This is a genomic window from Stenotrophomonas sp. S39, assembly GCF_016624665.1.
GTDB lineage: Bacteria > Pseudomonadota > Gammaproteobacteria > Xanthomonadales > Xanthomonadaceae > Stenotrophomonas.
In genome coordinates this window covers 1-25,368 of record NZ_JACVTT010000042.1, presented here as the reverse complement: position 1 = coordinate 25,368, position 25,368 = coordinate 1, and the positions used below count along the sequence as shown (strand labels likewise).

Genomic DNA, 25,368 nt, shown 5'->3' with positions numbered 1-25,368 from the left:
CCAGGACACTTTCGTATGACCCCCATTGTTCCCGTCATTCTTTCCGGCGGCTCCGGCACCCGGCTGTGGCCGCTGTCGCGCGAAGCCTATCCGAAGCAGTTCCTGCCGCTGGTCGGCGATGACACGATGCTGCAGGCGACCTGGAAGCGCGTCGCTTCCATTGCCGGCGCAGCCCCCATCGTGGTCGCCAACCAGGAGCACCGCTTCATGGCAGCCGAGCAGCTGCGCGAGTGCAAGGTGCAGCCGCAGGCGCTGATTCTTGAACCGGTGGGCCGCAACACCGCCCCGGCCATCGCCATCGCCGCACTGCAGGCGCTGGCCAGCGGCGATGATGCCCTGCTGCTGGTCCTGCCGTCCGACCACGTGGTCCGCAACGAAGCGGCCTTCCACGCGGCGGTCAAGCAGGCTGCCATCGCCGCCGAAAGCGGCAAGCTGGTCACCTTCGGCATCGTGCCGACGGCACCGGAAACCGGCTACGGCTACATCAAGGCCGCTACCGGCGAAGGTGTGCGCGCCGTCGATCGTTTCGTCGAGAAGCCCGACCTGGCTACCGCCGAGCAGTATGTGGCTTCGGGCGAGTACTTCTGGAACAGCGGCATGTTCCTGTTCAAGGCGTCGCGCTACCTGAAGGAACTGGAGGCGCTGCAGCCGGCGATCCTGTCGGCATGCCGCCAGGCGCTCGACAAGGCAGCCCGCGACAACGACTTCATCCGCCTGGATGCCGAAGCATTCGCCGCCAGCCCGAACGATTCGATCGACTATGCGGTGATGGAGAAGACGGCTGACGCCGCCGTTGTCCCGCTGGATGCGGAATGGAACGACGTGGGTTCCTGGTCTGCGCTGTGGCAAGTGTCCGACAAGGATGCCGATGGCAATGCCTGCCACGGTGACGTGATCGCCCTGGACTGCAAGGACAGCTACGCCTACGGCAACCGCCTGATCGCGATGGTCGGCCTGCAGGACGTGGTGGTTGTGGAAACCGATGACGCTGTGTTCGTGGGCCACAAGGACCGCGTGCAGGACGTCAAGGAAATCGTTGGCCAGATCAAGCGTGATGGCCGCAGCGAAGCTGCCGCCCACCGCAAGGTCTACCGCCCCTGGGGCGCCTACGACTCCATCGACAACGGCGCCCGCTTCCAGGTCAAGCGCATCACGGTGAAGCCAGGCGCGACCCTGAGCCTGCAGATGCACCACCACCGTGCCGAGCACTGGATCGTGGTCAGCGGCACGGCCGAAGTGACCCGCGGCGATGAGGTGATCCTGCTGTCGGAAAACCAGAGCACCTACATCCCGCTGGGCGTGACCCATCGCCTGAAGAACCCGGGCAAGCTTCCGCTGGAACTGATCGAAGTGCAGTCGGGCAGCTATCTGGGCGAGGACGACATCGTTCGCTTCGAAGACAGCTACGGCCGCGCGTGATTCGACCTGCTCCGTCATGCTGAAGGGGCCGGGTAGCAATACCCGGCCTTTCTCTTTCACCCGTCAGACAATCAAAGGCATCGGGTCAGTTGTCACCGAAAAGATCGCGCGTGTAAACCTTTTCGGCGACATCGACGAGCGCCTCTGCCATTCGGTTGCTGATGATCACGTCCGACTGCGCCTTGAATTCCACCAGGTCATTCACAACTCGCGAATTGAAGAATTCGTCGGCATCAAGGGCGGGCTCGTGCACGATCACCTCGATGCCCTTTGCCTTGATCCGCTTCATGATCCCCTGGATGCTCGAGGACCTGAAGTTGTCCGATCCGGCTTTCATAATCAGTCGATAGACGCCAACGACCTTCGGATTGCGCGCAAGGATATCAGCGGCGATGAAGTCCTTACGGGTCGTATTGGATTCAACGATTGCCCGGATCAGGTTCTGCGGTACGGCTTGGTAATTCGCCAGCAACTGCTTGGTATCCTTCGGCAGGCAGTAACCGCCATAACCGAATGAAGGGTTGTTGTAGCCATCGCCGATCCGGGGGTCGAGCGAAATCCCTTGGATGATCTGCCGGCTGTCCAGCCCGTGGGTTTGTGCGTAGGTATCCAGCTCATTGAAGTAGGAAACGCGCATGGCCAGATAGGTGTTGGCGAACAGTTTGATCGCCTCGGCCTCGGTGGAGTCAGTAAACAGTACCGCCACGTCCTTCTTTTCCGCCCCCTCCTGCAGCAGCGATGCAAAGCTCCTCGCCGCCTCGCTGTGGTCGCCCACAATGATGCGGGAAGGATGGAGATTATCGTGCAGCGCACGACCCTCACGGAGGAACTCCGGCGAGAAGATGATGTTGCGGGTCCCGAACTGCTCGCGCGCTTTTGCGGTGAAGCCTACCGGAATCGTCGATTTGATGATCATCGTCGCCGCCGGATTGATCTCCAGGACCTGCGCGATGACGGACTCGATCGAACGCGTATTGAAGTAGTTGGTAACCGGGTCATAGTCGGTCGGCGTCGCGATGATCACGAACGCAGCCCCTTCGTACGCTTCACGCGGATCGAGCGTGGCCCGGAAGTTGAGTTGCCTACCGGCAAGCGCCTTCTCGATATCCGCGTCCGCAATGGGTGACTCTCCCCGGTTGAGCTTCTCGACCTTTTCTGCGATCAGGTCGAGGGCGACCACCTCGTGGTGCTTGGCGAGCAACACACCGTTGGAAAGGCCAACATAACCGGTACCCGCGATTGCAATTTTCATCGTGCCTCGATTGAAATCATCATGTAGTAGCTCGTAACTGGGCAGGCCGCACTCGCAGAAGGCTGTTCTCGGGCCGTCGCCGACTCATCGCCTCGGCAGCACAGCGCTAGGGCGGGTTGCGCGATATCAGTGAACTGGCATGGAGCGTTCATTGTCACCGACAGGAACCGTGGTGGGAACGAGACCGTGATCATGCAACCACGCTCGGCCCTCAAGCACCGCACTGATCCCGATCTGCTGCCCCGCAGCGGCCTCTGGTATCAGGAACGATACGTCACGCACCTCCCGTGGCGCGAGGATCCCAGAGCCGGCAAGTTCAACACGCGAAGACCATGCCCCCGGATCCAGGGCAGCGCCGTTGTGGAAAAGTTGCCAGGAAAGCCGCAGCGGCTGGGGAAGCCCAGCCTGGGTATTCAAAGCCATCGCGGTATTGTTGGTTACCCGTACTGATACCAGATAACCGCCCGAAGCATCTTTGCGCATGGAGGCAACCTGAATGGACACGCCTGCAGCATTTGCCAGATCGAGTACCTCACCGGCATGCACTGTGCAGGACAGCGGATCGATCACGACGATATTCTCCAGTACACCCAAAGCCGCCTTCTCCGCGGCGGCTACTGCCCCGTTGCTGGTGCCAGCGGTAATGCGATACAAGGCTTGGACGCAGGGCGCGATACCGTCTCGCGCCTGGTATCCCGGTGCGATGTTGCCGGAATAGCCATTCAGGGTGGGCCTACCGAGTTCCTGCGCCAGGATGACACCATCCAGCTCGGAAACGGAGGGGTTGACCTCCGGTCCAGCTGGATTGAACAGGATGGCATGCTCCGGCAGCGTACGGGGAAGTTGGTGGCGGAGTGCCTCGATGCGTTCGATGGCCTGCTCTCTGCCGAACTTGTCGGTGCGCAGCGTTGCGGCTTCCACCACCATCACCAGCGCGAACAACGCAGCGACGATCTTCCACGGCAGTGCGCTGGTACGGACGGACTCGATCCCCAGTGCCACCAGCAGTGATAGCGGCAGCACCAGCACAAGGCCGATCCGGGCCATGGCCCGGATCGAGCCGATTCCCGGCAGCTCAGCCAGCAGCAGATACAACGAATGGCCGCCGACCGCCAGCGTGAGAAGCACCAGTATCAGGACGGACGAAGCGGCAACCCAGCGCACACCTGACTTGGATCGCAGCAGGCCCAGCGCTGCCAATCCCAGTATGCCCACACCGAAGAATATCTGCTGCTCGTGGCGCATCGGAACGTCGTGCCCGATCCAGCTGCTTGGAACATGCCAGAGCGCGGAAAAGTCCGCCAAGAGGTAGCTCTGCGGCCTTGGAAGCAATGACAGAACTTCGTCAACCCCACGGCCGAATCCATACAACTTCGAATAATGAAGGTAGGGATACATCAGCACGATCATCGCTGCAGCCGCAGCCATGAGGGTAATCACCACCAGGACCAGCTCACAGCGAACGGGTGGCTGCTTCCATTGCAGCCATTGAGCCATCCACCGACGCGGACCCACGCCTTCGATCGCCCATTGGGCGAGGCACCACGCCACAAGCAGCAGTAGGGTAAAGTATCCCAGATAGATCGAGATGTAGAACTGGGCGACCACCGCAACGGCCAGCCCGGCGATCCAGCGCCAGCGTCCGTCGGCAGAAAAGCGCTGCCACAACAACAGCGCAACCGGCATCAGGAAGCGGTAAGTCAACTGAGCGTGGCCGTGCCGGGCAAGGACCGGCATGGCAAAGGTGAAGGCGAACGCCCCGACCGCACTAGCCAAGGGCGAAAAGTGCATCCGACGGAAGACAATGTTGCACACCACATAGTTCGCGACGAACCCTGTCAGGTACCAGAGGTCGAATGCCTGGTACCTATCCCAACCCAGCGCCCTGTACGCAGAGTAGATCCAGGCCGTTCCCCAGTGGTTGTCGGAGAACGTGAGTGCTCCTGGGACTGGATAGAAGAACGAAGGACTGAGCAGGTTCGCATCCACCCCGATCAACCAACGATAGAAGTGCTCCAGTACCACGCCGTTGAATCGAGCATCTGCCATGTCACCCGGTACGCAGGACAACTGGCATGTATGCGCCCACGGAACCAGGATCAACCCCACGGCGAACAGCAACAGGGGCGGCAACCAGCGCGAGGCAACAGTAGCGTGCGGCCGTGCGCTTGCGGGAGGATCGGAGATCGACATGCTATTCGGTCCGGCTGCTTACTGGCACCGATAGTCTGACGACATTCGGCTGTTTCTGAAGGGATCGGTCAGGGCGTCGGTGTATTGACCCATGAGCAGACGGTGCGTAGGCAGGAGGTTCTGACGATAGAAACGGCTGAAGCCAGCCAGACGCTTACCGCGCGGAGTGAGCTTCACGCAACCCGACTGAATTTCGATCGTCCCGGACTGCAGCTGTTCGGTCAGGCGGACCTCGACCAAGTGATGCTCCCGCACATACTCTTCGGTGAACACCTGCCGAAATGCATCTTCGCGAATACCGCCGCCGCGCTGGTCAAGCTTCTCCAGAATGTAGAACGAAAGCGATCGATCGATCACGGTGGGAACGGATATCGCGAACAGATAGCCGCCAAGAAGCCAGATTGCCCCCAACTGGATCAGTTCGAGTCGGCTGAAATCACGGAACCACTTCAGCAGGTGCAGACCGGCAAAGACCACTACAAGCGCAACCAGGGCATCCTGGATGCTGGCATACAGCACCACGTCGACCCTCAGGTAACGCATGTGTATGTAATAGATCAGCAGCAATGCAACGATGAAAATCGCGGTCGCAAGAAATGCGCGCAGGTACTTGTTCATTTGAATACCAGGAATTTATTGGCGAGGAAGCTCAGCACCATCTGCATGCCGGTGGCCAGCAGAAAGCCGATCCTGTAGTCCATGCCCAGATAATCGGCCCAGACATACATGACAGCGGCGTGCAGAAGTGCGATGAGCACGTAGACCAGGACGAAGTGCGCACCTTGCCTTACGACGCTCGACTGCTGGCCCCGGAACACGAAGTAACGGCTGCCGATGAATGAGACCGTGATGCCGAATACCGCTGCAATGGCGTTGGCCACACTCGCCAACTGAACGTGGAGGACTTCAATGTTGAACTGCAGCACACCATAGTGGACGGCTGTTGCAACGACGCCATTGATCAGATAGCGCACTACCTGCCCGCCAAGCACGCCGTCAGCAGCGGCGGGCATGACGCACTTCTTCCACAAATTCATGGTAGCTACCCGTACCCAGCACCCCGCCGCTGCGCAGCATGCCTGACAGCAGCAGGATGATCAGAGTAAGCGCCGCAGTCTGCAGGAACACAAGCAGCAGGATTCCGAATGCGAGCGAGAACCAGCCCGGGGTTGCAAACCCCGATGCCTTGAGCAGCAATGCAGTTATCCCGCCGACGACGGAAAGCCCTGCCACGAGGGTGCACGCAATCCCCACCCTTACCAGCACGTCTTCAGCAAATACCATCAAGGCACGGAAGCCGTGCAGGGCAAGCCCCACGAAGTTCATCTTGCTGCGACCGGCATAACGCGAGCCGCGGTCAAGCGCGCATGTCTGGATGCGCAGCTTGGAACTCAGCACTGATGCAGCTACATGAGTCCACGTCTCCTGCATGGAAGCCAGACGACGGACTGCCGGCATTTTCGCTGCCATGAAATTGCCGAAGCTGATCTGCCGACCACTGAGCAGCGAGAACAGCCACTTGTAGACGACATAGAACGCCTTGAACTTGAGCGACTCCACACGACTTCTGCGCGTGGCCACGACGACGTCAACCTCATCGGACGCAAGCCCCTCAACAAGCTGGGAAATACTTTCCGGTGTATCCTCGCCATCAGAATCCATGGCGACCACGATCACGTCGTCGCCGAATGTCTCGGCGACGTAGCTGAGACCAATCGCAATCGCGCGCTGGTGCCCGACGTTCCGACGCAGGCGTATGACTACGCCTTCCAAACCAGCCGCCTGAATGGCTGACACATCCAGTGGGCGTCGGACGGAACCATCATCAACGGCCACGACGTAGGTATCCAACCCTTGGCTGGCTGCCAGGTTCCGGAACAGTATCGAAGAAGCTTCCACATCTTCGTACACGGGCATCACCACGACGGTCCGCATCATCTTCACACTCACCCCTGCAAACGATGGCGGAAGTAGGCGATGGTTTCCTTGAGGCCATCCTCCAGGCCGACCTTGGGCTCCCAGTCGAAGGTCGCCTTGGCCAAGCGGATATCCGGCTGGCGCTGCTTCGGGTCATCGGAGGGCAGCGGGCGATACTCGATGCTGGAGGTTCCGCCGACCAGCCGCAACACCGTTTCCGCAAGTTCAAGCATGGTGAACTCGCCGGGATTGCCGATGTTCACCGGGCCGGTGAAATCAGCCGGACTATCCATCAACCGCAACATACCTTCGACAAGGTCATCGACATAGCAGAAGCTGCGGGTCTGCGTACCATCACCGTAGATCGTAATCGGCTCGCCCTTCAGCGCCTGCACGATGAAATTGCTCACCACCCTGCCATCATTCGGGTGCATCCGCGGGCCGTATGTATTGAAGATACGCATGACCTTGATTTCCAGCTGATGCTGGCGCCAGTAGTCGAAGAACAACGTCTCGGCACAGCGCTTGCCCTCGTCGTAGCAGCTGCGGATGCCAATCGGATTCACTCGTCCCCAGTAACCTTCCACCTGCGGATGAATCTCCGGGTCACCGTAGACCTCGCTGGTGCTGGCTTGAAGAATGCGTGCGCCTACCCGCTTGGCGAGACCCAGCATATTGATCGCACCGTGCACGCTCGTCTTGGTCGTCTGAACCGGATCGTGCTGGTAATGCACAGGAGATGCCGGACATGCAAGGTTGAAAATACGGTCCACCTCGACATACAGCGGGAAGGTCACATCATGCCGCATAAGCTCAAATCGCGGATGCTTCAGCAAGCCGTCGACGTTGGCCTTGCTGCCGGTGTAGAAATTATCCACACAGAGCACATCATGCCCTGCGTCAATCAAGCGATCACAGAGGTGAGATCCCAGAAAACCGGCGCCGCCGGTTACCAGTACGCGTTTTTGATCCTGAGCCATGTCTGATGCAGTCCTTGGAATAGGGAGTGGCGCCCGAGCACTGCATTAGCCGCAGTCGTGCTGCCCAGTAAATTGGATTTATTTTAAACCAGGTATGGTGTTAACAGCGTTCCGCGCTTTACTCAGCGGCTGCTGCCGCCAGCATCCATTCCAACGTCTGCTCCAGAGGGGGCGTGTCCCAGCCGCCAATCAGGCGCAGCAGCCGCTGGTTGTCCCCGACCAGGACCTTCACATCGTTTGCACGGACAAATGCCGGGTTGATCCGCACCTCCAGCGAGTGCCCGCTCAGCGCACTGCAAAGCTCGACAATGTGTGCCAGCGTATGGCCAGCCCCGGTACAGATATTCACGACCTGACCGACTGCATCAGACGACTGCAGGAGTTGCCGATAGGCCCGCGCCACCGCCCGCACGTCGCCGAAATCGCGCGATACCTCGATGTTGCCAAGTTCCATCACCGGAGCCCGGCGAGCGAAGTGGGAAACGATCTTCGGCACCAGGAACTGCTCCCCCTGGCCGACACCGGTGTAGTTGAACGGCCGCGTGATGACAATAGGCAACCTTTCCCGCCAGAGCCCCGCGACATGCTCCATGGCCAACTTGCTGACGGCATAGTCGTTCGCAGGTGAGGGGGGTGTGCTCTCGTCCAACGTTCCTGAAGAACGGTTGCCGTAGATGTTTGCGCTGCTTGCCAGCAGGATCTTCTCTATCGGATGTTCACAACGTTCCAGCGCAGACAGCAGGTTTCGCGTACCCAGCAAATTGACGTTGTAGAAATCCTCTGCATTGCCGTGCGCAACAAAGGCGACCGCAGCAAGGTGCACCACCATGTCAGCACGAGCGGCGCTGACAGCTGCGGTCAATGCAGCCTCGTCCCTGAGATCGGCCTCTACGAACTCCCCCAGGTCATCTGGGCCACGTCGTGACCCCTGGCCAATGACCTGACAGCCCTGGGCGCGCAGTTCCGCAACCATGTAGCGTCCGGTAAAGCCGGACGCTCCAGTGACCAGAACACGCTTGCCTTCCAGGTCAGAACGAGAATCCACGCTCGTTCCTCTTGAGATCCGCCTCAACCATCATCTGGCAAAGCTGTTCAAGCGTCGTCTGCGGCTTCCAGCCGAGAATGCGCTCGGCCTTCTCCGGATTGCCGATCAGGAGATCGACTTCAGCGGGGCGGTGGAATTTCGGGTTGATCCGCATCACGGTCTTGCCCGTCGATGCATCCACTGCAACTTCGTCGATGTCCTGTCCCTTGAACTCCACGTCGATGCCTGCCCCCTTGAAAGCCATGCGGACGAAATCACGCACGGTTTCGGTCCGATTGGTTGCGAGGACGAACGTGTCAGGCTCATCGGCCTGCAGCATGCGCCACATGCCCTCGACGTATTCCTTGGCAAAACCCCAGTCGCGCTTCGCGTCCAGATTTCCAAGCTCCAGCACGTCCAGCTGTCCCAGTTTGATCTTGGCTACCGAGTCGGTAATCTTGCGTGTGACGAATTCACGGCCGCGCAGCGGGCTCTCATGATTGAAGAGGATGCCGCTGGAAGCGAAAATATCGTAGCTTTCACGATAGTTGACGGTGATCCAGTGGGCGTAGAGCTTTGCTACACCGTACGGACTCCGGGGATAGAAGGGAGTCTCTTCGATCTGCGGAACGGCCTGCACCTTGCCGAACATTTCCGACGTCGAGGCCTGATAGAAACGGATCTTCGGATTGACGAGGCGGATCGCCTCAAGCAGGTTGAGCGCGCCAACCCCGGTAATCTGGGCCGTGGTGCTCGGCTGATCAAAGCTGACACCAACGAAACTCTGTGCGGCAAGGTTGTAGATCTCGTCCGGCTGGATCCTCTGCACCATTGACAAGGATGCGCCAAGATCCGTGAGGTCATACTCGACCAGTTCAAGATCGGGGTGGTTGGTGACACCCACCTCGTCCAGCCGCCAGAAGTTTACCGAACTCGTACGCCGATAGGTTCCATAGACTTTATAGCCCTTCTCAAGCAGCAACTGGGTCAGGTAAGCACCGTCCTGACCGGTAACGCCCGTGATGATTGCCTTCCTGATGCTCATTGCCACTCTACTCGGTTAGTTAAGAAAGTTGCGCGTCCCGCACTGTCCTCGCGGCGACCCACATCGACCCGTCTCTCTTCGGGCCAGACACACAAATGATCATACCGCATCTGCCGCGCCCGGATCCGGGGCCGGATTGCCGCTATCTGCCGAGGCGGGCTTTCGAGCAGGAACCGCCTGCCGAAGGCCCGCGTCAGTAGTCCCATCCCCCGTTAAGCAGCAGCTGCATGAATTTGGACGCCGATTCGGACCACGTCAGGCCAAGGTCGACCGGGGCCGCCGGCGGAAGCGATGAAACGAGCAGCCTTGCCAGTGACTCAGGACCCTCCAGCGTGAAATACGCTGCATGCTCTCTGGCCACCTCGCGGAACACCGGAATATCACTGAGCAGCAGGGGCACGCCGTGCCGGGCTGCCTCGACAATCGGCAAGCCAAAGCCTTCAGCGGACGATGCCTGTAGCAGCGCCACGGCAGAGGCGTAAGCATGCTCGAGGTCGGCATCGCCCACTTTCTCAAGCCAAAGCAGGCGCTTGCCCGCCTCGGGATGGTCACGCAACCTGGACGCCAAGGCCTCCACGTTCCAGCCTTTCTTGCCGATGATCACCAGCACCATGCTGGATCCGCGCTTCCAGGCTAGCTCGAAGGCGTCAAGGGCAAGGCCGTGACCTTTTCGCGGCTCCACCGTGCCGACCATCAGGACGGCAGGTTTCGCAAACGCGTTGCGGACTACCCGCGAAGGCTCACCTTTAGCCCCCTGCTCGACCAGATCGCTGCCCAGGTGGACGTGCCCGATGCGCTGGCCAATGCGCTGCTCGGGCGCGACTTCCCGAATCCACGCCTGCAGGTCATCTGCCACGGCACGGGAGATGCAGACAAGCACGTCGCAGTTGAGAACGACGTAGCGCAACCACTGCTCGAACACCGCCGGCATGAAATCCACGCAGTGCTGCGGATGGCGCAGGGGAATGAGGTCATAGACCATTGCTCCCACGCGCCCCCCTGCACGATGCGTATTTGCGATCGAGTGTTCAAAGCGCTCAGTCTTGTCCCATGCCGAGTCAAGCAGGAACAGGACGTCGCCTGCCCGCATATCTGATATTGGGCTGCGGCCTGCGTCGGGCACGCCGAGCACGTCACGGGTGAATGATTCAGCCGACACCATAGTGCCATCAGCCACATGCGCTACAGGGTGCACTACGAACCGGGTGGCTTGTTCGCCGAGCAGGCATTCGCGGGCCAGATTGCGCACCACGCGGTGTACACCAGTGCCATAGTCGGAGTGGACGACTTCACTAAGGTCCAGGAACAGACGCGGCGTGCCTCGCGCCTGCAACGTGCTGGCCACCGACGTTTCAAGCGCGTGATACTCACGGTCTGTTGGAGAGGCCTCTTCGAACACGTCCGCCAGGCGATTGGCCAACAGACTGCCGTTTCGCACCTTCACTGTCTGCCCCGACGACCAGAGCGCATCCACGTACGTTCTAGCGGTGAGATCAGGATCATGGTGACGGCGGATCTCCCCACGGGCGCCGGTTCCCAACGCCCTGCAGACTGCTTCACTTGACAGCAGCAAGGACAAGGCATCAGCAAGCTCGCTGATGCTTGGCTGGGCAGACACTTTTCGCACCGCCAACGGGGAGAGCTCACGGAATCCAGCGTAGTCGTTGACGATGGTGGGGACACCATACGCCATGCAATCGTATACAGCCTTGGAGGTCTCCCCGCGGCTTTCCGCCCTGAGCTGGACGGCAACATCGGCCGCGACCAGATAGCGCCGATAGGTGTCCTCGGCGACGAACCCGGTGATCTCTACGCGCACGTCATTGCCCAGCTGCTGGATCCTCCGCTGGATCCGCTCTCCGTACTCGCCACCATCGCCCCCACCGACAAAGACAAGGCGCACATCGGCCCGGCGCTCCGTGGGCAGGCAGGCGACCGCATCGAGCAAAAGATGATTCAGCTTGGTGTCGGCCATGAAACCGAAGCTGACAATCACCTGTTCGGCAGGCGTGATTCCAAGCTCCGTTCGTGCAAGCGACTTTCCTTCCTGGCCGACGTCTTCCGGGAGGCGCAACGGCATCGGCGCGCGGGTGATCATCGCCCGGGAGGCGCCTGGGTAGAACGAATCAACGACCTCGGCCGAGTGTGCGGAATGAACGAGAATGCCAGCGGCGCCCTCGATGACCCCGAGCGATGCAGGGAACTGCATTCTTGCCTCGAGCGGCCCCTGCGCCCTCAGGACCTCCAGGGCGGATCTGCCATGGGACGTCAGCAGCGCCTTCCTGAACGCATCGGGATACCCGCCATGGCTCTCCATGTACCAGAACATGGAGCTGAGATAGACATCATGGAGGACAACCAGCCCAGGATGCTTCCGCAGCAGCTCCACCATGTGCATATGGAAGGGCGAATTTCCGAACTGGTAGACAATATGTGCGTAGCGTCCCGCACTGCGCTCAAGATCGCGCCAGTGATGGATCCTGTATCTGAAACGAAGATCACCGGTTTCGGCAATATCCGCATCGGTGTAGAGATCAATGTCGACATAACGGGACAGCGGGGTCAGCAGCTCGGCAACGTAGTCCGCGATACCACTCTTCTGCGGAGGCAACGGCGTAACCATGGCAATACGCTGGCGGACTCCCTGCCCCATGCGCGGCCCGCGCAGCGCCTTTGACTTCCGCTCCATTGCCTCACGCCACGCCTGTTCGCACAGCGCGGCAGAACGATCCCATGTGTACTCTGCGGCCCTCTTGATGCCGAACTCACGCAGCTCACCACGGTATTGCTGGTCGTTCAGTGCGCGACCCAGAAGGCGCGCCGCCGCCTCAGCATCGGACGCATCGAATGTTGCGTCCTTGCGCGCCATAACTTCGCCCAGGCTCGAGTTGTCGGCACAGATGGTCGGCGCACCACACGCCATCGCCTCAAGTACAGGTAGGCCAAATCCTTCATACAACGACGGGAAGAAGAACGCCTCGCACGATCTGAACAAGCCAACCAGATCCGCATCACTGACCTTGCCGGTGATGACCAGATCATTCGCTGACAGACCCGCATGCTGTGCGAAGGCACGCAATGCCTGTTCGTCACCGACTTGGTTAAGAACCAACTGCACGCCGCTGCGCTCGGATGGCGCAATCCTCGCGAACGCATCGACGGCGCCGATCAGGTTCTTGCGGAAGTCGCCGTTGCCCGTGTAGATCACAAAACGGCCACCGATTCCGAAGCGCTTGAGCAGGTTCTCACGTTCCACAGCCCCCAACGCCTTGGCAGTGAACTCGCTGCCAACACCAGCATGGATTACCGCAAGCCGTTCGGCGGGGATACCCAGCAAACGCATCGCGTCCCGGCGCGTAGCCTCTGAAATGCAGAGCATGACGTCGAACCGCTGCAGGGCCTGAAGGCGGCCTTGATACCATGAGCGATAACTGGCGTTGTCCAGGTACTGCTCGGAAAAGACCAGCGGAATGAAGTCGTAGACCGTCACCGAGCTGATCGCGCCTGGCACCTGGGCCAGGCCCGCCACCCCGCCTGCATGTTCCACGAACCCCTCGAACAGGCTGTTCGCATGCACGATGTCCGGCGCGAGGCCGGCATAGTGATTCATGCAGAGCACCTCCGCAGCAGGCCGGAGACAGTCGGCAGGATGGCCATGTGGCTGCGTCGGACCGGCGTAGTAGTAGCGCGACCACTTGTCTCGCGACAGACGCCCATCCAGGGCAGCCATCACTTCATTCGCTTCGCGCGGATACGTGCCGTCGAGGCCGATGGAGTAATCGACACCTTGGCCGCCGGACAACAGTGCGCCGGTAAGATCAAGCGTGTAACGACCGATGCCGCGATGGCGGGATGCCGTCTGGCATGCCTGCAAATCCAATGCTATCCGCATTATGTACATCCTAGTTGATTGGCGCCGGACACCGGTTGCCACTGCTGGTGCGCGACCGCTTTCATTCGCCTGGCCATTTCGTCCTGCACTTGACGCCTACCGTTTCCACAGGGACTCCCCCAAGCGAATGACACAAGCCTGAGCAACAACATCCTGTATGGAATGAAAACACATCCAGCATTCGTCGATCCAACAACCGCAGAGCAGACACAGTCCGTTTACGAGGTTTTCCGCGAGATCACTGCGTAGTCCAGTGGCGCCCTGAACTGTTCGATGATCCGGTTGATCGACTGGGAGCCCGGCTGACTCTCGTCAAGCAGCTCCGGAAACACGACGTCGCGCGCCTGGGTAAGTCGATCGATTCGCACGTCGGCGAAGCCACGGGAGCGCGCGAGCCACAACAACAGGTCAGGAGGGATCGGGTTGCGATGGGTCGGGTCCATGTAAAAGGAGAAAGCACCAACGCTCAGGTTCTCTGGATTGGGGGTTTCCAGAATCAGCATCCCGTCAGGGCGAAGAGCGCGATGGCATTCATCGATCAGAGCAATCATCGTTTCAAATGGGAGATGCTCGACGAGGTGCATCGAGGTAATTACCGAGACAGAGCCCGGCGGCATTTTCCGCAGGACTTCAAATGCATCGCCGTGAATGACATCCAATCCCATCGAGCGACAGGTCTGGACGAACATTCCATTCATGTCTATCCCGCGCCCCGGGTAGCCGGCGTCGCGAACCAGCTCGAGCCACTCCCCGCGACCGCAGCCGATATCAAGTACCAGCGCGCTCGACGGATCGGCACCACAGACGAGTTCGACCTCCTGCAGATAGGGGCGGACACGCTCCTTGACCAGCTCGCGCGAACCACGAAATGAATCCTCCAGCGCGGCGTACATCACATCCATGTCCGATGCTGGCTTCACAGTACCCTGCGCCTCCGGACCGGGCAGGGCACCGGTCGTGCTGGTAGAGGAAGGCGCAAGCTCAGCTTGCAGCCTCCCACCCAGCTCCAGCGCGTCCAAGCGATCTTCATCGCGGCTCTGCCGCGCATTGATCGCACTGATGTCAAAATCAAAGCGGGTGTGATGATCACGCCTCGCCGCAGCACTTTCCTCGACAGTTACCCGCAGCGCCTCAAGCCGCTGCTCGTGCTCGCCAGCGAATGTCCTTGCCATGTCCAGCTGCCCCCTCAACTGCCGCAGCTCTGCCGCGTCATCCTCGAGTCGCTGCTCCAGCAGGCTCATCCTCACCAACATGCTGGGCCTGCGGACGGTAGCGGGTTCAGCAGGGTCCACTCCGGCCGCCGTCGCCAAGAGCACTTCCGGGCCGAACTCAGATTGGACGATCAGCTCAAGCGAAGCAAGGCGCGCGTCGTGCGCCTCATCGCGCACACCGGAACGGGACTCGGCCAACTGCAATTGGGTCGTGACCTCCGCCAACTGACGCTCGAGTTGGGTGCAGCGGCTACTGGCGAGGCTCGAAACTTCATTCAGAAGCTCACCAATCCGCTGGATCTCGCGAACGCTGTGGGCGTGATTCAGCGACTCGGTGCGGGCCGCGCGCGGCAGGCGGATGGCAGCATGGGCCCATTCGATGACAGGACCCACAAGACGCTTACGCTTCCAGCGCTGCAGTGTCCACAGAAGGCGCAGCCGATGGATGCGGGTACCGCGCTGCTCGCCCTCGCGCGACCAGCGCAGGGCGCCCAGCACCTCAAGCTTGGTTATGCTGCCATCACGCAGCCGCTGCGTATACATGGCCAATGCATCTTGGTCGACCGGTCGACCGAGCATTGCACGGTAAGCATTATCGACGAAGTCCATATCCTCGTATTGCAGCAGTTCCTGCAGCGTGTATTGATGCTTATCGGCGATCTGCGCGTTGTCCGGCGACCAATGCGGCGCCCGCTCCCGGCTTTGCTGCGCATCGCCACTGCGCTGGGCCGATCGCATTGCGAGCTCATGACGCACCTGTTGCATCAAAGCCCCTGCCTTCATCTCGTGCGGAGTCGTCATTCCATGGTCCTCACTTCAGTTGCACCATCGGTAGCCTCTTCCTGCCATTCAATGCGTGATGGCAGCCAGGCTGAACCGACGAAATGCTGGTGGGTGATGTTGGCAACTTGAAAAACCGTGGCCAGATCACGCCACTGGAAATTCTTCACAAGGTGGGTTTCCGTACTCGACAAGGCTACCGAAACGGAATAGCTGCCCGGCCCCAGGTTGAGATGGAACGATACGCTGAAGCGGATACGTTGACCCGGCGACAGGTCCCCAAGGACCTGCTCCGTGTAATGCGTGTTGGTGCCATAAATCGGCTGCCCGAGCCGATCCTTGATCATGTAACCAAACACCAATCTGTCGATCGGCTCATGTATTTCAACCGCGACATCCAGTGACACTGCCTCTCCCACACCCACGTACTCAACGGCCTCGCCAGCGGAATTGCGCAGAGTGATCGACCCGAAACTGGCCTCGCCCGTCCCTGACACCGTCTGCACCGGCCCACCCTCTTCCCGCACGGTCAGCAGCTTGCTGTTTTCTTTTTCGGCGATCAGGGCATTGTAGTAATCAAACACCTCACGGGGCTCTCCATCGAGCAGTTTCTTGCCGGCGACGAGCAGGATGGCGCGGTCGCAAAGCGCCTGCACGGCCGTTGGGTCATGCGAGACGAACAACAGCGTGGTCCCAGCGGCACGGAAGTCACGAATCCGCTGGAAACACTTATGGACGAAGTAAGCATCGCCCACCGACAGCGCTTCATCCACGATCAGAATGTCCGGGCGGGTCGCGGTTGCAACACTGAAGGCGACACGAACCTGCATACCGCTTGAATAAGCACGTACTGGCTCATCGAAGTAGGAGCCGATCTCCGCGAACTTCTCCACTTCCGGAACGATCCGCTCGATGTCCTCCCCCGAAAAACCGAGCAGCCCCGCAGCATGGCGGACGTTCTCGCGCCCACTCAGCTCCGGGTTGAAGCCCATGCCGAGCTCAAGGATGGCGGCCACCCGTCCAGTCAAGCGGATTTCCCCCTCAGTCGGACGCGCAGTGCCGGTCACCAGCTTCAGCAACGTGCTCTTGCCTGCGCCGTTCTGCCCGATGATACCTACCGCTTCACCGCGGGCAACCTCGAAATCGATGCCGCGAAGCACCCAGGCTTCAGAGTCCGGCTTGGGGTTCGCCCCAAACCATTTTGCAAAGCGCTTCCACTCGCTGCCCCAATGACGATATGCCTTGCCGACACCGGAGACGAAGATTTCGCCGCTCATAGCATGTCCACCATTTCTGCATTTGCCTTGCGGAAGACCACCAGCGCCGCCACGCCCATGATGACCGAAGCCAGCGCCAGCCACCCCAGGTCACTCCAGTAGGGGTCGCGACCGTAAACGAGAACGTTCTGATAGCTCGCTATCAATGGGTGCAGCGGATTCAGACGGAACCAGGCCTGTGTGCTGGCCGGCAGGATCTCCAAGCTGTAGACGATGGGAGTGAACCAGAAAAGTGCCTGCAGCACGACGGGGACGACCTGACCGATATCGCGCACGAACACATTGAACACACCAAGCAGGGTACCCAGCGAAAGCGACAGGACCAAAGTGATCAGGATCAGTACCGGCAACCAGAGCGCATGCGCATCGGGAAAGTGCCCCAGCGCCGCAAAGACCAGAAAAATGGCGAGTAACAGCAAGCTGTTCTGCACCAGCATCGTGCCGGCGAGGATGATGGGCAGGCAGATGCGCGGGAATGCCATCTTCTTCATCAGGTTCGCGTTGTCGATGAACAGGCTGACTGATTTCGTGATCGTCTCGGCGAACAATGTCCAGCCCAAGGTGCCCGACATGAGGTAAAGCGCGTAGGCGTACTTGTTGTCGATTCCCGGAAGCTTGGCGGAGAGCACTTCCGAAAGAATAAGCGCAAAAATGAGGACCTGGGCCAGCGGATGAATGATCATCCACATGGTGCCAAGCTTGCTGCGCAGGAACCGGATCTTCAGGTCACTGCGGATCGAGGAAAGGATGAAAAAACGGTATGCCCATATCGAGCGCATCATGTCACCCATGGTTCTCACCTACGTTGTTCATGCCTGCCTTGATTTCCCGGACTCTGTTCAGGATGATGCGCGCGGCATTATCAGGCGACAGGCGCGCGAGCACTGCCGTCCGCGCTCGCGCACCCAGCTGCGAGGCCGCGACAGGATCGTCGGCGAGTTTCCGCATGGCAGTGGCGGCGGCGCCAACGTCTGCCTCTGCCCACTCAGCCCCGTCGGGGTGGGGATAGTCCCCCTCCCTCACGGGTATCCTGCGGAATTCCACCAGCAGTGCGCTTTCGGAATCCATGAACTCAAGATTTCCAGACCAGCCCGTGGCAATGACAGGCTTGCCAAGCGCCATGCACTCCGCAAGTCCGAGGCCAAAACCCTCTGCACGGTGGAGAGACACATAGGCATCACAGCAACGCTGCAGGGCGTTCAGATGGGCGCGATCAATGACGTCGTCGCGGATAACGATGCGGTCATCTCCCTCACCGGCACTCAGCAACTTCCGGAACTTTTCCGGATGGCGGAAACCATTACTCGATTTCACCAGCAGGCGGACGTCGTCCCGATCTGCAGGGAACGCGGCACGGAAGGCCGACAGCACCGCGAATGGATTTTTCCTTTCAATCCAAGAGTTGAAATCGAAGGTAGCGAGGAAAGTGAACTTCCCGTCGTCCAAGCCGAAATCCTGACGCTGCAGGCCGCTGTCAGGTAGAGTACTTAATGGAAGGGGGACGCGCAGCACGGGTTTTTCGGTGACGCGTCGGAAAGCATCCTCAACGAATTTGCTGGCCACCATGATTTCATCCACCAAGGCCAAGGCATCAAGCCACTCGTCGGGGATCTTCTCCAGCTCCCAGAACCAGCAGGCGATCAGATAACGGCCACGCAGTCTTGCCTCACCGATCTGCTCCAGGGCCGGTTTCAGATAGTCAGGATTGACGAAGATGATGCTCACTTCGTGAGGTGCATCCGTGCCTATCCACGCGTCCAGGCTGCCATCTTCCCAGCCATGCGGAAGCGCCAGGTCAATGTCGTACAGCGCGACATCCGCGCCGTAATCGATCAATGCGCGTGCATACAGACGAGCGCTTTCAGCCAGGCCGAATTGGCCACGCATGTATCCCAACAGGTTGAGACCCGGACCATCCGCCTGTGCCGGCATCCTGACTGTGTCGTGAGCGACGCGCTCCAGACCCAGATCCCAGCGTGGAGTGCGCGGGAACCGGGCGCTTGCACTCGCACGCGACGCGAGCAAGGACGACGCCCAGTTACGCCATCGCGGAGGAAGCTGGCGGTAGACGAGTTGGAGTACACGCTGCTCCCTGATCCAAGCCGACAGGTTGAGCAGGTGCAGGCCGGGCCTGGCGCCTTGACGGCGTGTCAAACGGTCGGCCTCGTTACTCATGTGCCGGAAGCGCCTTTTCCAGGTCCACCTGCAGATCCCCCAGCTCCTCCACGCCCACGCTCAAACGCACCAGTGCATCGCTGATGCCCAGCTGCTCGCGGCGTGCCACCGGGATCGAGGCATGGGTCATCACCGCCGGGTGGTTGACCAGGCTTTCCACGCCACCCAGCGACTCGGCCAGGGTGAACAGTTCTGTCTTCTCGCAGAAGCGCTTGGCCGCGTCGAAACCGCCCTTCAGCACGATCGAGACGATGCCGCCGTAGCCGGACATCTGCTTGCCGGCCAGTTCATGCTGCGGGTGCGAGGGCAGGCCCGGGTAGATCACCTTGTCCACGGCCGGATGCTTTTCCAGCCACTGGGCCAGGGCCAGCGCATTGGCGCAGTGCGCCTTCATGCGCAGCGGCAGGGTCTTCAGGCCACGCAGGGCCAGGAAGCTGTCGAACGGACCCTGCACGCCACCCACCGAGTTCTGCAGGAAGGCCATCTGCTCGGCCAGCTCGGCATTGTCGCCGGCCACGACCATGCCACCGACCATGTCCGAGTGGCCGTTGAGGTACTTGGTGGCCGAGTGCAGCACCAGGTCCGCGCCCAGCTCCAGCGGACGCTGCAGCATCGGCGAGGCGAAGGTGTTGTCGACCACTACGATCAGGCCATGGCGCTTGGCGATGGCGGCGACCGCGGCGATGTCCACGATCTTCAGCATCGGGTTGGTCGGGGTTTCGATCCAGACCATCTTCGTCTTCGGCGTGATCGCCGCTTCGAAGGCCGCCAGGTCGGTCAGGTCGACGAAGCTGAAATCCAGCGCGGCGGTGCGGCGGCGCACGCGTTCGAACAGGCGGAAGCTGCCGCCGTAGATGTCGTCCATCGCCACCACGTGGCTGCCGGCGTCCAGCAGTTCGATCACGGTGGAGCTGGCGGCCATGCCCGAGGCGAAGGCGAAACCACGCGTGCGACCTTCCAGCGACGCAACGCAGCGCTCGTAGGCGAAGCGGGTCGGGTTGTGCGTACGCGAGTACTCGAAGCCCTGGTGTTCACCCGGGCTGGACTGGGCGTAGGTCGAGGTGGCGTAGATCGGCGGCATCACCGCGCCGGTGCTCGGGTCGGGCGACTGGCCGCCATGGATGGCCAGCGTGGCCAGGGCCAGCGCGCGGTCGGGCGAGGAAGGGTTGGACATGTCGTTTCCTGAATGGCGCTGACGTGCGGCGCCGTCAAAGGATCGGGAGTCTATCAGCGCCGCCTTAACAGGCTTTGACGCGAATAAACCGGAATTCAGCGGTAATCGGTCGCGATCTGTCGCTTACTGAACGCGACGGCGCAGGTAGTTCAGCAGGTCGATGCGGGTGATCAGGCCGAGGAAGGTGCCGCCGTCCATGACGATGGCCACTTGGCCGCGGTCGAACACCGGCAGCAGCGCCTCGATCGGCGATTTCACGTCCAGGCGGTCCAGCTTGCTGACCATGGCCGTGGCCACCGGGTCGCGGAAGCGCGCTTCATCGCCGTAGATATGCAGCAGCACGTCGCTTTCATCGACGATGCCGACCAGCTGGTCGCCGTCCATCACCGGCAGCTGCGACACGTCGTACAGCTTCATGCGCTGGTAGGCGGTGGTCAGCAGGTCGTTCGGGCCGATCACGACGGTGTCGCGCTGGCCGTACGGGCGCAGGATCAGGTCGCGCAGGTCGCCGTGCTGCGCGCGTTCCAGGAAACCGTTGTCCAGCATCCAGTAGTCGTTGTACATCTTCGACAGATACTTGTTGCCGGTGTCGGGCACCAGCACCAGCACCTTCTTCGGCGTGGTCTGTTCCCTGCAGTACTTCAGGCCGGCGGCCAGCAGTGTGCCGGTGGACGAACCACCGAGGATGCCTTCCTTGCCCAGCAGCTCGCGGGCGGTGTGGAAGCTCTCGGCATCGGTGATGGGATACGCCTTCTTGACGCGGCTGAAATCCGAGATCGACGGCAGGAAGTCCTCGCCGATGCCTTCCACCAGCCAGCTGCCCGACTTGTCGTTCAGGTTGCCGTCGTTGATGTACTCGGCCAGGATCGAGCCGACCGGATCGGCCAGCACCAGTTCGGTCTTCGGCGACAGCTTGGCGAAGGCGCGCGACAGGCCGGTCATGGTGCCCGAGCTGCCGCAGCCGAACACGATGGCGTCGAGGTCGCCGCCCATCTGTTCGAGGATTTCCGGACCGGTGCCGAATTCGTGCGCGGCCGGGTTGTCCGGGTTGCCGAACTGGTTGATGAAGTACGCGCCCGGGGTCTGGTCAGCGATGGTCTTGGCCAGGTCCTGGTAGTACTCCGGGTGGCCCTTGGCCACGTCCGAACGGGTCAGGCGCACTTCGGCACCCATCGCCTTCAGGTTGAAGATCTTTTCGCGGCTCATCTTGTCGGGAACGACAAGGATCAGCTTGTAGCCCTTCTGCTGCGCCACCAGCGCCAGGCCCAGGCCGGTATTGCCGGCGGTGCCTTCGACCAGGGTCGCGCCGGGCTTGAGGTCGCCGCGCTGTTCCGCTGCTTCGATCATCGACAGACCGATGCGGTCCTTGATCGATCCGCCCGGGTTGGCGCTTTCGAGCTTCAGGTAGAGCTCGCAGACGCCGGTATCCAGGCGCTGGGCCTTGACGATGGGGGTCTGGCCGATGAGTTCGAGGACGGAGGAATGGATGGGCATTCGGAAACTTCGGTTCGCGCCACGCAGGGCCGGACAGATGATTATCCGCCGGATGGCTGCGAAAGTCAGGAGCCGTGGGCGTGCCGACCAACGGTCGGCACCCACCCGCTGAGCCTTTGTAGCGCCGAGCCCATGCTCGGCTGAGCCTTTGTAGAGCCGAGCCCATGCTCGGCTGAACCCTTGTAGCGCCGAGCCCATGCTCGGCTGGGCGCCCAAGGGGATGCGGACGGCCCCGGATCGACGAGGAGACCAGTACCGCCCGCATCGGTGGACTGAAGGTATGCGCAGGGTTGCAGGCCGGGCCTGCAGGCCAAGGCACCACCGCCTGTGGTGCCTTGGCGCGGCCGCCGTTGCCGGCAACCGCGGGGCCATCGTTGGCCGGGTCACGCCGTTCCCGGCGCGACCGGAGCGTCAGTGCGTGGGGGACGTCGTTGCGAGCGGTGTTTCGTACATACGCAGAAGGCGTTGCTTGGCCAGCAGCTTCTCGCGCTTCATGCGACCCAGGGTGACATCATCGATCGGGAGTACACCCAGCTCCGCGTCCATGCACTTCTTGTTCAACTTGCGGTGCTGGTCATGGAGTGCCCGGAACTCCGGATCACGCGCGCGACGGGCGTCGATCTCGCTCTGGGGCTGATCTTCAAACATGATGGACCTCCTTCGACAGATACACGAACGCCCCGGCCGCAAGGCACGGGGCGTTGTTCATGGAGGAGCGCCGGTCGATTGCCACATGGGTGCCCACAACGACCTGCGGCACTGGCCTGCGCACGTCGGTCTGCTGCGGTTCGCGCCCTGCTTTCATCGGCCCGGCCCTCCCATCGTCCGGTCCGCGGCATTGCGTCCCGGACGATTGACCCTACGCCTGCTCCGGGCCGGGTACAAGACCCCCGCGACAAAAAGACCGAACCCCGCCGGGGCGGGGTTCAGGCTGAATACTCAACGCAACGAAAAACAAACAGATTCAAGCAATTACGGCGCGACGATGACCTCGGCCGAGCGGGCCTTGGTGGACGCCGCCTTCTTGCCGCTGACCTGGATGCGGCTGCTGGCGACACCTGCCGAAACCAGGGCATCGCGCAGGGCTTCGGCGCGCTTCTGGCCGACGCCATTGGCGCTGTCATAGGCCTCGATACGGACCCGGCCCTTCTTGCCGATGTTCAGGTACTCGGCCAGCGCCTTGGCCTGGTTCTTCGCACCACCGGACAGGCTGGCCGCACCGGCGCCGAAGGCGTCGCCGCCCAGGGTGAAGACTTCGCCACGGGCATCGAACTTCGACCCCGGCAGCTTCTGCCCGGACACCAGCTCGGCTTCCTCGCGGGCCAGCTTGGCCGCGTTCTGCTGGGCCGAACTGAGGCGCTGCTGCTGCTTGCCGGCCACGCTGGTCAGGGCGTTCTCGGCGTCCTGGCGGGCCAGGGCCTCGGCTTCGGCCGCCTGGCGCAGGCGCTCGGCTTCCTCGGCCTGCATCTGCGCCTGCATGCGCAGCTGTTCCGCTTCCTGGCGGGCACGGGCCGCATCGCGGCGGCTGGCTTCGATCAGCAGGTCGCTGCGGGTGCGGTCCAGGCGGTCGACCTCGCGGGCGGCCAGGGCGGCGCGCACGCTGGTCTCGGCAATCTCGACCCGGCGCTCGGCCAGGTACGTGGCCAGTTCCTGGTCGCGGCGCTTGGCCTTGTCCAGGGTGGTGATGGCCTGCTGGGCCTGCATGCGCTCGAACGCGGCCAGCTCGGCGGTGTCGGGATTGGCCTGGATGTTCATCAGGCGCTGGGTCAGCTGGCCGACCATCGGGTTGTCGGCGGCGTTGGCCAGGGCCGGCAGCGCCAGCGCGGTGGCCAGAGCCAGGGCGGAGATCGGCTTCATCGGCGGTCCTCCCCGGTCGACAGCTGGCGCTGCAGCTGGTTGACCTCGTTGCGGCGCAGCTGCAGCTGGGCGGTGGCGGTGGCTTCCTCGCTGCGGGCACGGGCCAGGTCGGCATCGGCGGCGGCGCGCAGGGCCAGCGCCGGGGCGTTCTTGCGTTCGCGGCGGTCGCCGGCGGCACGCTGGGCCTGCTCCAGGCCCTGGCGGGCCAGACCGATCAGATCGGGGGCGTACTGGTCGGCGTCGGCCTGGGTGGCCTTGTCCACCGCCTGCCGCGCCTGGGCCAGTTCCTGTGCGCCATCCTGCGCCCAGACGGGGGCAGAAAGTGCGAATGCAAACGCCATCACATACAGGCTGTGGCGCATTCGTGCGAAGCTAAGTCGTTTCATTGGGGAGGCCGTACCGGTTGTCGGTTCACGGCCATTGTCGTCAAGCCGACACCGTGCTTGCAACGGGCGTCGGCAGTTTCGTTGGGGAAAATTCGCAATGGATATCGGCTACTTCCTGAAGCTGATGACCGAAAAGAACGCTTCGGACATGTTCTTGACCACCGGCGCGCCGGTCTACATCAAGATCGAGGGCAAGCTGTACCCGCTGGGCAATACCGGCCTGCCGCCGGGGATGGTGAAGAAAATCGCCTATTCGCTGATGGACGAGGGCCAGGTGCCCCAGTTCGAACGCGAGCTGGAACTCAACATGGCCATCGCCCTGGCCGATGCCGGGCGCTTCCGTGTCAACGTGTTCAAGCAGCGGGGCGAGGTCGGCATGGTCATCCGCGCCATCCGCAGCCGGATTCCGAGCATCGAAGAGCTCAACCTGCCGCAGGTGCTGAAGGACGTCATCATGACCCCGCGTGGCCTGGTGTTGGTGGTGGGGTCCACCGGCTCGGGCAAGTCCACCTCGCTGGCGTCGATGATCGACCACCGCAACAGTACGACCACCGGGCACATCCTCACCATCGAGGACCCGATCGAGTACCTGCACAAGCACAAGATGTCGATCGTCAACCAGCGCGAGGTCGGGCTGGACACCCATGCCTTCCACAACGCGCTGAAGAACGCGATGCGCGAGGCGCCGGACGTGATCCTGATCGGCGAGATCCTGGATGCGGAAACGATGGAGGCGGCCATCGCCTTCGCCGAGACCGGCCACCTGTGCCTGGCCACCCTGCACTCCAACAACGCCGACCAGACCATCGAGCGCATCCTCAACTTCTTCCCGGAAAGCGCGCACAAGAACGTGCTGATGAACCTGGCGCTGAACCTGCGTGCGGTGATCAGCCAGCGTCTGGTGAAGAACAAGGAGGGCCGCCGCCTGCCGGCCACCGAGGTGCTGATCAACACGCCGATGATCCGCGACCTGCTGCGCCGCGGCCAGGTGCACGAGATCAAGGCCGCGATGGAGGCCTCGCTGGAAGAAGGCATGGAGAGCTTCGACCAGTGCCTGTTCCGGCTGGCCAAGAACGGGGTGATCGAGCAGGAGGAAGCGCTGCGCGCCGCCGACTCGCGCGACGGCCTGGCCTTGAAGTTCCGCCTGTCCGAAGGCAGCAGCGGCGAGCACGATCCGTACGCGGATTTCTCCTCGCCGACCCAGGCCAGCATCACCCACGGCTTCTGAGCCGCCCGGACGCCGGGCATGGCCCGGCATTCCCTTGGGCAACGCGCATGCCCGGTGATACCGG

Annotated in this window: 20 protein-coding genes; 2 read left to right on the top strand and 18 right to left on the bottom strand. The window is 61.6% G+C overall.

Annotated features, from left to right (window positions below):
- Positions 1–15 precede the first annotated feature (15 nt).
- Complete coding sequence (locus IAE41_RS12340) at positions 16–1,419, top strand: mannose-1-phosphate guanylyltransferase/mannose-6-phosphate isomerase (protein WP_200733315.1); 1,404 nt, start codon at positions 16–18, stop codon at positions 1,417–1,419.
- Positions 1,420–1,504: 85 nt separating this feature from the next.
- Here IAE41_RS12340 and IAE41_RS12335 read toward each other — a convergent pair whose 3' ends face one another.
- The 18 genes from IAE41_RS12335 to IAE41_RS12250 all read right to left on the bottom strand — a co-directional run bounded on the left by IAE41_RS12335 (position 1,505) and on the right by IAE41_RS12250 (position 24,052).
- Entirely contained in the window at positions 1,505–2,671 is a 1,167-nt protein-coding gene (locus IAE41_RS12335; RefSeq protein ID WP_200733314.1) for a nucleotide sugar dehydrogenase, read from the bottom strand.
- Between the two features lie 126 nt (positions 2,672–2,797).
- Positions 2,798–4,864, bottom strand: coding sequence for a hypothetical protein (locus IAE41_RS12330; protein WP_200733313.1), 2,067 nt, complete (start codon positions 4,862–4,864; stop codon positions 2,798–2,800).
- Positions 4,865–4,882: 18 nt separating this feature from the next.
- Entirely contained in the window at positions 4,883–5,482 is a 600-nt protein-coding gene (locus IAE41_RS12325; protein WP_200733312.1) for a hypothetical protein, read from the bottom strand.
- A complete protein-coding gene (locus IAE41_RS12320; RefSeq protein ID WP_032968494.1) occupies positions 5,479–5,877 on the bottom strand; it encodes a GtrA family protein in 399 nt (132 codons plus the stop codon). Before IAE41_RS12320 ends, IAE41_RS12325 begins: the two co-directional genes overlap by 4 nt.
- Positions 5,861–6,799 carry a glycosyltransferase gene (locus IAE41_RS12315; RefSeq protein WP_200733329.1) on the bottom strand — a complete coding sequence of 313 codons (939 nt, stop codon included), beginning with the start codon at positions 6,797–6,799 and terminating at the stop codon, positions 5,861–5,863. The genes IAE41_RS12320 and IAE41_RS12315 overlap by 17 nt, the downstream gene beginning before the upstream one ends.
- Before the next feature lie 11 nt (positions 6,800–6,810).
- Positions 6,811–7,761 (bottom strand): UDP-glucuronic acid decarboxylase family protein, encoded by a 951-nt coding sequence (locus tag IAE41_RS12310; RefSeq protein ID WP_200733311.1) that lies wholly within the window; start codon positions 7,759–7,761, stop codon positions 6,811–6,813.
- 118 nt (positions 7,762–7,879) lie between these two features.
- A complete protein-coding gene (locus IAE41_RS12305) occupies positions 7,880–8,806 on the bottom strand; it encodes an NAD-dependent epimerase/dehydratase family protein (protein WP_200733310.1) in 927 nt (308 codons plus the stop codon).
- Positions 8,790–9,830 carry a GDP-mannose 4,6-dehydratase gene (gene gmd, locus IAE41_RS12300; protein WP_004141629.1) on the bottom strand — a complete coding sequence of 347 codons (1,041 nt, stop codon included), beginning with the start codon at positions 9,828–9,830 and terminating at the stop codon, positions 8,790–8,792. The genes IAE41_RS12305 and gmd overlap by 17 nt, the downstream gene beginning before the upstream one ends.
- A 193-nt stretch (positions 9,831–10,023) precedes the next feature.
- Positions 10,024–13,722, bottom strand: coding sequence for a glycosyltransferase (locus tag IAE41_RS12295; protein ID WP_200733309.1), 3,699 nt, complete (start codon positions 13,720–13,722; stop codon positions 10,024–10,026).
- Between the two features lie 218 nt (positions 13,723–13,940).
- Positions 13,941–15,734, bottom strand: coding sequence for a class I SAM-dependent methyltransferase (locus tag IAE41_RS12290; protein ID WP_200733308.1), 1,794 nt, complete (start codon positions 15,732–15,734; stop codon positions 13,941–13,943).
- Positions 15,731–16,990, bottom strand: a complete 1,260-nt coding sequence (locus tag IAE41_RS12285) for an ABC transporter ATP-binding protein (protein ID WP_200733307.1) — start codon at positions 16,988–16,990, stop codon at positions 15,731–15,733. The genes IAE41_RS12290 and IAE41_RS12285 overlap by 4 nt, the downstream gene beginning before the upstream one ends.
- On the bottom strand, positions 16,987–17,781 hold the full coding sequence (locus IAE41_RS12280; RefSeq protein ID WP_200733306.1) for an ABC transporter permease: 795 nt from the start codon (positions 17,779–17,781) through the stop codon (positions 16,987–16,989). The genes IAE41_RS12285 and IAE41_RS12280 overlap by 4 nt, the downstream gene beginning before the upstream one ends.
- Complete coding sequence (locus IAE41_RS12275; RefSeq protein WP_200733305.1) at positions 17,774–19,165, bottom strand: glycosyltransferase family 4 protein; 1,392 nt, start codon at positions 19,163–19,165, stop codon at positions 17,774–17,776. Before IAE41_RS12275 ends, IAE41_RS12280 begins: the two co-directional genes overlap by 8 nt.
- Complete coding sequence (locus IAE41_RS12270; protein WP_200733304.1) at positions 19,158–20,339, bottom strand: cystathionine gamma-synthase; 1,182 nt, start codon at positions 20,337–20,339, stop codon at positions 19,158–19,160. Before IAE41_RS12270 ends, IAE41_RS12275 begins: the two co-directional genes overlap by 8 nt.
- 123 nt (positions 20,340–20,462) lie before the next feature.
- Positions 20,463–21,833, bottom strand: coding sequence for a pyridoxal-phosphate dependent enzyme (locus tag IAE41_RS12265; RefSeq protein WP_200733303.1), 1,371 nt, complete (start codon positions 21,831–21,833; stop codon positions 20,463–20,465).
- Between the two features lie 411 nt (positions 21,834–22,244).
- Positions 22,245–22,481, bottom strand: coding sequence for a YdcH family protein (locus IAE41_RS12260; RefSeq protein ID WP_079220527.1), 237 nt, complete (start codon positions 22,479–22,481; stop codon positions 22,245–22,247).
- Between the two features lie 324 nt (positions 22,482–22,805).
- A complete protein-coding gene (locus IAE41_RS12255) occupies positions 22,806–23,690 on the bottom strand; it encodes a hypothetical protein (protein WP_200733302.1) in 885 nt (294 codons plus the stop codon).
- Positions 23,687–24,052 carry a DUF4398 domain-containing protein gene (locus tag IAE41_RS12250; RefSeq protein WP_079220525.1) on the bottom strand — a complete coding sequence of 122 codons (366 nt, stop codon included), beginning with the start codon at positions 24,050–24,052 and terminating at the stop codon, positions 23,687–23,689. The genes IAE41_RS12255 and IAE41_RS12250 overlap by 4 nt, the downstream gene beginning before the upstream one ends.
- Before the next feature lie 121 nt (positions 24,053–24,173).
- Here IAE41_RS12250 and IAE41_RS12245 point away from each other — a divergent pair, with 121 nt between their 5' ends.
- On the top strand, positions 24,174–25,304 hold the full coding sequence (locus tag IAE41_RS12245) for a PilT/PilU family type 4a pilus ATPase (protein WP_079220524.1): 1,131 nt from the start codon (positions 24,174–24,176) through the stop codon (positions 25,302–25,304).
- Positions 25,305–25,368 lie beyond the last annotated feature (64 nt).